5 protein-coding genes and 2 pseudogenes are annotated in these 5,848 nt (G+C 60.2%); 1 reads left to right on the forward strand and 6 read right to left on the reverse strand.

Annotated elements, in window-relative coordinates; translation table 11 throughout:
• Positions 1-551: pseudogene (locus ACTS2Z_RS10465) on the forward strand (elongation factor 4); the annotation flags it as partial.
• A gap of 3 nt (positions 552-554) precedes the next feature.
• Here the strand turns inward: ACTS2Z_RS10465 and ACTS2Z_RS10470 are convergent.
• From ACTS2Z_RS10470 to ACTS2Z_RS10495, 6 genes and pseudogenes are all read right to left on the reverse strand, one after another.
• Positions 555-1,769: a type II restriction endonuclease gene (locus ACTS2Z_RS10470; protein WP_442573155.1), complete on the reverse strand. Its 1,215-nt coding sequence runs from the start codon at positions 1,767-1,769 to the stop codon at positions 555-557.
• On the reverse strand, positions 1,762-2,217 hold the full coding sequence (locus ACTS2Z_RS10475; protein ID WP_442573156.1) for a very short patch repair endonuclease: 456 nt from the start codon (positions 2,215-2,217) through the stop codon (positions 1,762-1,764). The genes ACTS2Z_RS10470 and ACTS2Z_RS10475 overlap by 8 nt, the downstream gene beginning before the upstream one ends.
• A complete protein-coding gene (gene dcm / locus ACTS2Z_RS10480; protein WP_442573157.1) occupies positions 2,210-3,442 on the reverse strand; it encodes a DNA (cytosine-5-)-methyltransferase in 1,233 nt (410 codons plus the stop codon). Before dcm ends, ACTS2Z_RS10475 begins: the two co-directional genes overlap by 8 nt.
• Before the next feature lie 190 nt (positions 3,443-3,632).
• Positions 3,633-4,202 (reverse strand): copper chaperone PCu(A)C, encoded by a 570-nt coding sequence (locus ACTS2Z_RS10485; protein WP_442573158.1) that lies wholly within the window; start codon positions 4,200-4,202, stop codon positions 3,633-3,635.
• 139 nt (positions 4,203-4,341) lie between these two features.
• Positions 4,342-5,379 carry a tryptophan--tRNA ligase gene (gene trpS / locus ACTS2Z_RS10490; protein WP_442573159.1) on the reverse strand — a complete coding sequence of 346 codons (1,038 nt, stop codon included), beginning with the start codon at positions 5,377-5,379 and terminating at the stop codon, positions 4,342-4,344.
• 95 nt (positions 5,380-5,474) lie between these two features.
• Positions 5,475-5,848, reverse strand: a pseudogene (locus ACTS2Z_RS10495) (hypothetical protein); the annotation flags it as partial.

Consider the following 5,848-nt stretch of genomic DNA (forward strand, 5'->3'; position numbering starts at 1 on the left):
TGGGCGGCGTGCTGAAGCTCTGCGAGGACCGGCGCGGCATCCAGCGCGAGCTCACCTATGCGGGCAGCCGCGCCATGCTGGTCTATGAGCTCCCCCTCAACGAGGTGGTGTTCGACTTCTATGACCGCCTGAAAAGCGTGACCAAGGGCTATGCCAGCTTCGACTACCAGTTCATCGAGCACCGCGAGGGCGATCTCGTCAAAATGTCGATCCTCGTCAACGAGGAGCCGGTGGATGCACTGTCCATGATCGTGCACCGCGCGCGCGCCGAGATGCGTGGCCGCGGCATGTGCGAAAAGCTCAAGGAGCTGATCCCCCGGCACATGTTCAAGATCCCGATTCAGGCGGCGATTGGCGGGCGTGTCGTTGCGCGCGAGACGCTCTCGGCCCTGCGCAAGGACGTGACGGCCAAATGCTATGGCGGCGACGCCAGCCGCAAGCGCAAGCTCTTGGACAAGCAAAAAGCCGGCAAGAAGAAGATGCGCCAGTTTGGCCGGGTCGAAATCCCGCAGGAAGCCTTCATCGCCGCCCTCAAGATGGACGGGGATTAGGGGTTACCTTGCCCCGTTCGCGACGATCACCTCGTCGATAAAATCCGTCAGGGATGACAACCATTTCTGTTGGTTGGAGTCGTACGTAGCGAATAGCGGGCGAGGCACCACGAGTTGCAGGTTTGATGCGGCCATTTCATCAGTTTGATTTCGCGATATCCCCGGCTCCAGAGTGAGTAGGTGCTTGCGATCAATCCGGCTAGCTTCGGATAACACCTGTCGCCAACGGTCCTTGCAACTGGATTTCGCGCCCAACATCAAAAGGCGCGAAGCTGGGAAAGCCGGGTCGTGGTAAGCACCGGTGCCCGGAAACAGAAAATCAGGTCGCTTCTGATTTTCGGTTCTTGCTCCGCGTTCATATACCAAGCCTTTTGATTGAAAAATCGCATTGACATGGTTCTCTAGGGAGTGCCCGGCGCGCGACTTGCGACGGTTTTGGACGCCGAGTGAGAAAGAAATAAAGCCATCGACGTCAACGTCTCTACCTGAGGTGAAGCCTTTCTGAAGTCGTTCCGAGATGAGGTGTTTTTCCAGTTCCCGAAACATTGCCTCCTCACGTTGAAGCCAAGCAAGCAACGTTGCATCCGATTCTTCGATCAATCCCTCAGCGCCTTGAAGTTCTCTCGCCAAAGCAGAGAACTCCGCAGTCTTTGGAAATGTCGGCCCGAACCTATCAAGAATAATATCAAGATCGTTCGTTGAAACGTCTGGTTCGATGCCGAGCGCTTCGAGAATCCAGTTCTCGGCAAATCCAAGTGAGCGATCCCCTGCTGCAGGGATGTCTTTTTCTCGAAATGATCCGAGATTTTGGTCTTCGAGGTCGAACAGCCAGAGCAATTGGTGTTTCACCGTCTGGTCATCGGTCAGGACGCACCAAACTTCACCACTCGGTCGCCGGGCAAAAAGTAGCAAGCTGTCTGGTGTTGCGCGCTCCATCACTGCGTTTGATGGGAAGTACAAACGCCATTCCGATCGTGTCGGATGACGCTCGCGGGCGTCATACCAGGTTAGCCAGTGAAGTTCGTCGATCACCTCTTCGTCGGACCCCAGCCAGAGAAAGCGGCTTGGAAAACGCTCTGCTTTCTCACCGCCGAGAACGGCTTTCAGTGCCACCGAGCCGTTGAACTCATGCTGGTTCGATTTCTGCGTGTCTACTTCGACCGCAGACAAAACCTTCGCGGCGACAGCAGAAAAGTAATTTGATAGCCGCTTAGTCATTGCCTCGTATCTCTTTCAAGGCTGGCCCGTACTCCAACCAGTTTTTAAATGTGCTGGAAATTTTATCGCCGGGCACCCGAAAAGCACCTTTAAGTGCGCACTCCCATATCACCAAAACTCGCCAGCCTTCCGTGACCAGTGCTTTTCGCGCCTCAGCATCCCGCTCCTGGTTCCGCCCGATCTTCTCCCGCCAGAATTGTTCCCGTGTCTTGGGCCATTTGAAGAGATGGCAGTCATGGCCGTGCCAGAAACAGCCATGCACGAAGATGGCGACACGGTATTTCGGCAGGACGATATCCGGCTTTCCCGGCAAGTCCTTGCGATGAAGCCGGAAACGGTATCCGCGTGCATGCAGCGCGCGCCTGACCAGCAATTCCGGTTTCGTGTCCTTGCCCTTGATACCAGCCATCATCTGGCTGCGTTTCTCGCGAGAGACGATATCAGCCATTAGTACCGGAACGCGGTGCTTGCTCTATATTCAGGCCTAGCGCACGCTCCAGAAATGGCTCGACATGGCGAGCGACGGCTTCAACAGCAGGCACAACAACAGAGTTGCCGAACTGCCGGTAGGCTTGCGTGTCCGAAACAGGAATCTTCCATTCGCGCTCGCCACGCTCGAAGCCCATGAGTCGGGCGCATTCGGTCGGCGTCAACCGGCGTGGGCGTCCTACGGGTTGCTCAATGAGAATTTCCGAACCGTCCTTGTAATAACGCGCTGACAGGGTGCGGGCTACATCGCCGGGGCCGCACAGGCCGAAACCAAATCCATTACCTTGGCTGGCGTGCTTCTCCTTGTAGCGCTGCAGATAATTCCAAAGATGCTCGGTCAGGGTGTATTTCGAATCCACCTCGTTGTGGGACTGGAGGATATCGCCGAGAACAGGCCACTGGTCTTCGGGTGGGATCTGTTTCTCGATTCCGGCAAAGCTGAAACCGGCATTCTCCCGAAAGCCCACGATGAAGATACGTTCGCGTTTCTGTGGCACCCATGGCCGGGCAGAAATCACGCGCCAGTCGATGTGGTAGCCCAGCTCGTTTTCAAGTCGGTCCCTGATGATCGCGAAGGTCCGGCCTTTGTCGTGACGTTCGAGATTCTTGACGTTCTCCAGTACGAATGCAGCAGGCCGGTGGTGCTTGAGAATGTTCAGTACGTCGAAGAAGAGGTTGCCCTGCTCCTCGCATTCGAAGCCGTGCGCCCGGCCCAGTGCGTTCTTCTTGGATACGCCCGCAATTGAGAAGGGTTGGCATGGGAAGCCAGCCAGCAACACGTCATGTACCGGGATCAGCGACGGATCGGCACTATAGGGCCGGATATCACCCGCATAATGGTGGGTGAACGGATCATCCCTAAAGTTGGCCTTATAGGTTTGCATGGCGAACCGGTCCCACTCGCTGGTGAAGACGCAGTGCCCGCCGATGGACTCAAAACCAAGGCGCAAGCCGCCAATGCCGGCAAACAGGTCAACGAAGCGGAACCGGCCAGAGGACCATGACAGGTTCGCCTTTCCAGCAGATGCGATGTTCCTGAGCAGGGTTAGCTCCCCTTGCCTTGGCAGGCTTTCGCCGCGCTCGTACCGGTAAGCTGTGGCAGACGAAACGCCCAGCAAGGCGGCGACCTCGTTGACCGGCATGCCGAGCGACTGGCGCAGAGCAGAAAATTCAGTCTGGTTCATACAACACCGCTAGGCTGATTTGTGTCAGAATGACAATATCCGACACAGTTGCATGTTCTTTTTATGTTCTCAACAAAAACGCCGCCGGAGAGCATCCGGCGGCGTGTTGCATGTCGCGTCAGAAATGCGGGCAGTGGCGTGCCGCCCGATAGGGGCGTCCTGGGAGACGCTTCCCCGAGGGTCCCTTGTCCTACTCCATCCCGCCCATGTCCGGCGCGCTCGCGCTGAGCGGCAGGCGCACAGTGCTGGTGGCACCGCTGGCAAACTCCAGCGTGACTTCGGCTTCGCCATCAAGGGCCGCCGTGTCGACACCGAAGAACATCAGATGATCACCGCCCGGAGCGAGGGAAACCTCGGTGCCGGCGGGCAGGTCTATGGCCTCCACCTGGCGCATGCGCATGACCTCGCCATCGTCTTCCATGGTGTGGATTTCCACACGGTTGGCGATGGGCGAGCTGGCGCCGACAAGCTGGTCATCCTCCGAGCCTGCGCGCAGCGTGACATAGCCTGCGGTGACATCACGCCCGCCCGGCGGGGTGCGTACCCACCCGGCAAGCACTTCCGGGGTGGTGGCGGCTGGCGCTTCGGCCTCCGAACTGGCTTCGGCTGAGGTCTCTTCTGCAGCACTGACGGCAGCATCGCCCGTCTCCTCAGCGGCGGGTGTGGCCGGCTCGCTGCAGGCGGCAAGGAGGGCTACAGCGAGGGAGACGGCGCCAAGGCGCGTCAGGACGGTTGAGGCAGTTGCGGGGCGGCGGGGCATTGTGAGGGTCTCCGGTGCGGGTAGCAGGGTTGAGGCGGTTTCCCGGACAGGCATCACCGCCCATCCTTTGCACCAGAACTGGCCCGACACGGCCTTGCGCGCAAGGCCTCTCCAACGATTTCGTGTCCTCGCGGGACAATCAGCCGCGCCAGTAACCCACCAGATCGCGAGCCTCGGCCACCACTGGCTCGGCGACCGCCCGGGCCTTCTCTGCACCGGCGGTGAGGATGCGGTCGATCTCGGCGCGATCGGAAAGCAGGCGCGCATAGGTGTCGGCAATCGGGCTCAGGAATTCCACCGCCACTTCGGCCAGGCGCGGCTTGAAGACGCCAAAGCCCTGACCGGCGAATTCATCAAGGACGCTCTGGCTCGTCGTACCTGTCAGCGCGGCATAGATGCCGACAAGGTTTTTCGCCTCCGGGCGGCCTTCCAGCTCTTTCACGCTTGCGGGCAGGGCGTCCGCATCGGTCTTGGCTTTCTTGATCTTGCGCGCAATCGCGTCCGCATCGTCTGCGAGGTTGATGCGCGAATTGTCGCTGGGGTCGGATTTCGACATTTTCGCCGTGCCGTCCTTGAGCGACATGATGCGCGCGCCATCGGGCATGATCACGGGTTCCGGCAGCGGGAACACCGCCTCGCCGCGCCCGAAATCCCGGTTGAAGCGTGCTGCTATATCGCGCGACAGCTCCAGATGCTGCTTCTGGTCCTCGCCCACGGGCACATGGGTTGCCTTGTAGACCAGGATGTCGGCGGCCTGCAGGACCGGATAGGTGAAGAGGCCGACGCTCGCGCGTTCGGCATCCTTGCCGGCCTTGTCCTTGAATTGCGTCATGCGCTCCAGCCAGCCAAGGCGGGCCACGCAATTGAAAATCCAGGCAAGCTCTGCGTGTTCACGCACCGATGACTGCGCAAAGATTGCGCTCCGGGCCGGGTCCACCCCGGCGGCGAGATAGGCCGCGGCGACATTGCGCACCGCATCGGGAAGGGCAGACGGGTCGTGCGGCATGGTCATGGCATGCATGTCCACGACGCAATAGAAGCACGGTGTTCCACTCTCCTGCAGCGCGACCCAGTTCTTCAGCGCCCCCAGATAATTGCCAAGATGCAGCGCACCGGTCGGCTGCATGCCGGACAGGATGCGTTCAGGGCCTTTATACTCGGTCGGGGTCTCGCTCATGGCAGGGCACTCGGCAAACAGGGTTTTAAAGAAGGATCGCCGGTTTAGCCGGGCCGCGGGGATCGCTCAAGCGCCGCGCGCTTCATCCGCCGGGACTACGGGCCGGGACTGTCGGCAGGCGGCAATTCACGAGCGCCGCGCTGGGGCCGCAGCGCATCGCCCAGATCCGCCAGCCGGACCGCGCCGATGGCAAGGCAGGCGCCCGCAAAAACGACCATGCCCGCACCGACGACGACGATCATGCTGGCCATAATGTGCAGATTGCCCGGCAGCGCAGGCAGGACAGCGTCTACCATGCCTGGAACCCAGCGGGCGAGGAGCCAGATAATGGCGGCCATTATAAGCGCGGCGGCCAGCAGGCGCGGCGCGGTACGCATCAGGCGGGCATCGACCTGCAGCAGCTTGCGCGAGCGCAAGGTGAAGGCCAGAAGGCCTGCATTGACCCAGCCGGCCAGGCTGGAGGCGATCG

It is taken from the genome of Glycocaulis sp., from assembly GCF_052168375.1.
Classification (GTDB): domain Bacteria; phylum Pseudomonadota; class Alphaproteobacteria; order Caulobacterales; family Maricaulaceae; genus Glycocaulis.